Source organism: Clostridium sp. D43t1_170807_H7, from assembly GCF_015555905.1.
GTDB lineage: Bacteria > Bacillota > Clostridia > Clostridiales > Clostridiaceae > Clostridium.
In genome coordinates this window covers 1-2,479 of sequence record NZ_JADNLK010000060.1, presented here as the reverse complement: position 1 = coordinate 2,479, position 2,479 = coordinate 1, and the positions used below count along the sequence as shown (strand labels likewise).

The 2,479-nt window shown below is 28.6% G+C and carries 2 protein-coding genes; both read right to left on the bottom strand.

What is annotated here, in order from left to right:
* Positions 1 to 89: 89 nt before the first annotated feature.
* The gene (gene istB / locus I2E98_RS15680) at positions 90 to 857 is read right to left on the bottom strand and encodes an IS21-like element helper ATPase IstB (RefSeq protein ID WP_195469799.1); all 768 of its coding nucleotides are present in this window, start codon (positions 855 to 857) and stop codon (positions 90 to 92) included.
* A 16-nt stretch (positions 858 to 873) separates the two neighbouring features.
* Positions 874 to 2,479: IS21 family transposase (gene istA, locus I2E98_RS15675; RefSeq protein WP_243251255.1), on the bottom strand; the 1,606-nt coding region annotated here is incomplete at its 5' end.

Sequence of the window (2,479 nt, the reverse complement as noted above, 5' to 3'; positions counted from 1 at the left end):
TGTATTTTATACATAACTTTTGTTCCAAAATACAACTAAAAATTCTTCCATGCAAACATGAATAATTTAAAATATGTATATTTTAAAAATTATTTGTTTAAGTTTTTTAGCCAAGCTTTAGTTTCTTTTAAACGGTAAGAACTCCCATTCATATTAATCACATAAGACTTATGAGTTAACCTATCGGTTAACGCTGCGGTCATTGTTGGATCGCCTAATATCTCATTCCATCTATCAAAAGATAAATTAGTAGTAACTATTGTAGATTTAAGTCCAGTTCTAATTGAAATATTAGTAAACAGTAGCTCTGCCCCCTCCCTATCAGAAGAAATATAACCAAATTCATCAAGGATAACAAGATCATACTTTGCTAATTTATTTTGAAAAGCCCTTAATGTTCTAGATGATTTTAACTCCTTCAATTGTGTAATAAAAAGTGGAACAGTTGCAAACAATACTTTATACCCTTCTAAGCAAGCTTTAATACCTAAAGCTATTGCTATGTGAGTTTTCCCTGTTCCAGGGTTTCCGGACAGAATAACATTCTGCCCTTCTTTAATAAATTGTAGACTATTTAAATGTTTAAGCTTCCCTTGTGCATCTTCTGGAAGTGCAGATATATCAATGTCTTCTAAATATTTTTTATAAGGAAAACCAGCGCTTTTTATTCTACTTTGAATTGCATTATAATGTCTTATGTCATATTCTTTTTGAAGTAATCTATATAAAAACTCTTCATAACTTAACTGATTATTTTGTGCATCAGTAATTGATTCATCAACACCTGTTTTAATGGCATTAAGCTTCAATAATGAAGCATAGCTTTTGATCTCATCAATATATGATATTAAAGCCATTTAATCACATCCTTAGTTATTTTAATAAATCATTAAACTCATTTAGCATATTAAATGAATTAGTAGTTATTTCATCATTATAATCAGATAAATAAATAATTTTATTATCATTTTTTCTAGTGCATAAAAATTCAATTTTATCAACACTTATGTTTGTGGGGCAAGTTTCTTGCAAATATTTAACTGCGTTATCGACGGCTTTTAGCCCATATTTACCAACAGAATTTAATAATAAAATAAACTCTTTCTCATTGTCTTTAAAATAGGCATGATATATGTTCTTTAAAGCATCATCCATTTGGTTAAATGCAGTACTATTAATAAGAGCCTTTGGTTTACGGAATAAAGTATATGTATAGTGGGATATGTCAATTTTCCACATATTAAATCCATGTAACTTATCATGCTCTGCTATTTTTTCTTCATCATAAAATACTATTAACTTATTGGTATATACTTTACAACGAACTAGTTTATCTACATATGTATCTGGTACTGAATAGAAACATAAATCAATCATTATAGTTGAGTATTTACTTACTCTAACATCTTGAATACTAGCTGTTTCATATAAAGGCATATCAGGTAGTAAATTTATCTTTTCTTCTTCAAATAACTCATTAGCACTTTTTTCTTTTCTGCTAAAGCATTTATCATTTATTTCTTCAAGAATCTTTATTAAATGCTCGTTAGCGTCAGCTAAAGAGTTAAAAACTGTATGCTTAGAAAAAGCCTTTCTTCTAATTATTTCAACACTTCTTTCAACATGCCCTTTTTCATTTCCACTATAAGCATTGCAGAATCTATATTTAAATTTATAATATAGTGAAAGCTTAAGCAGAGCATCGGTAGGTTCTTTCTCTGATTTTCCAATAAATCTCTTTACTGCAACCTTTGCATTATCATATACTACTGTTCTAAAAACGCCTTTTATTTCTTTAAAAAAGTATGCATGTGCTTCTAAGAAGCAGGCGGTATTTTGCTTTGGAAATAACCTAGCCCATCTATAATTGCTATATGCAGCTGTAAATACAGCTAGTTGATATTCTTTTGGCTTAGAGTTACCATCCGTAAATAACTTAACTGTTCCAAAATCAAATTCAAGTACATCACCTGGTAAGTATTCTTGTCTTATAAAAGCTTCTTTCTTTTTCTTATCAAGTTTATTAACAGCTGAAACTATTGAAGAGTAACTGACATTAAACCCTTCTTCTATGAGAGCTTCATACATATCTATTTTTTTCATCTGTTGCTTAGAGAATCCTGTTAATCTTTTATTTTCATTCTCTTTCAAGAAAGTTTCTAATTTTTCAATTACTTCATCTGTAACTGCTGTTTTAATTCTAGGAGAAGAATTATATTTAGGTGGTTCTACAATATCTTCTATGAAATTAACTTTGTCAATTTCATTAAGTTCATAACCAAGTTTTTTTAATCTATCCTCATAATATCTTATATACTTTCTAATCGTATCCCTGGCTATGCCAGTACGACGACTAATCTCACGTTGTGATAATCCTTCTCTTAAAAATTTTAATATTATATCTTGTTTTTCATTCAAATTTATCACCTTCCACACATCCTTATATACCATATTATTACCATTTAGTATGTGTATATAA

Coding starts and splice junctions, on each gene's coding strand:
- istB (WP_195469799.1), bottom strand. CDS start 857: ATGGCTTTAATATCATATATTGATGAGATCAAAAGCTATGCTTCATTA.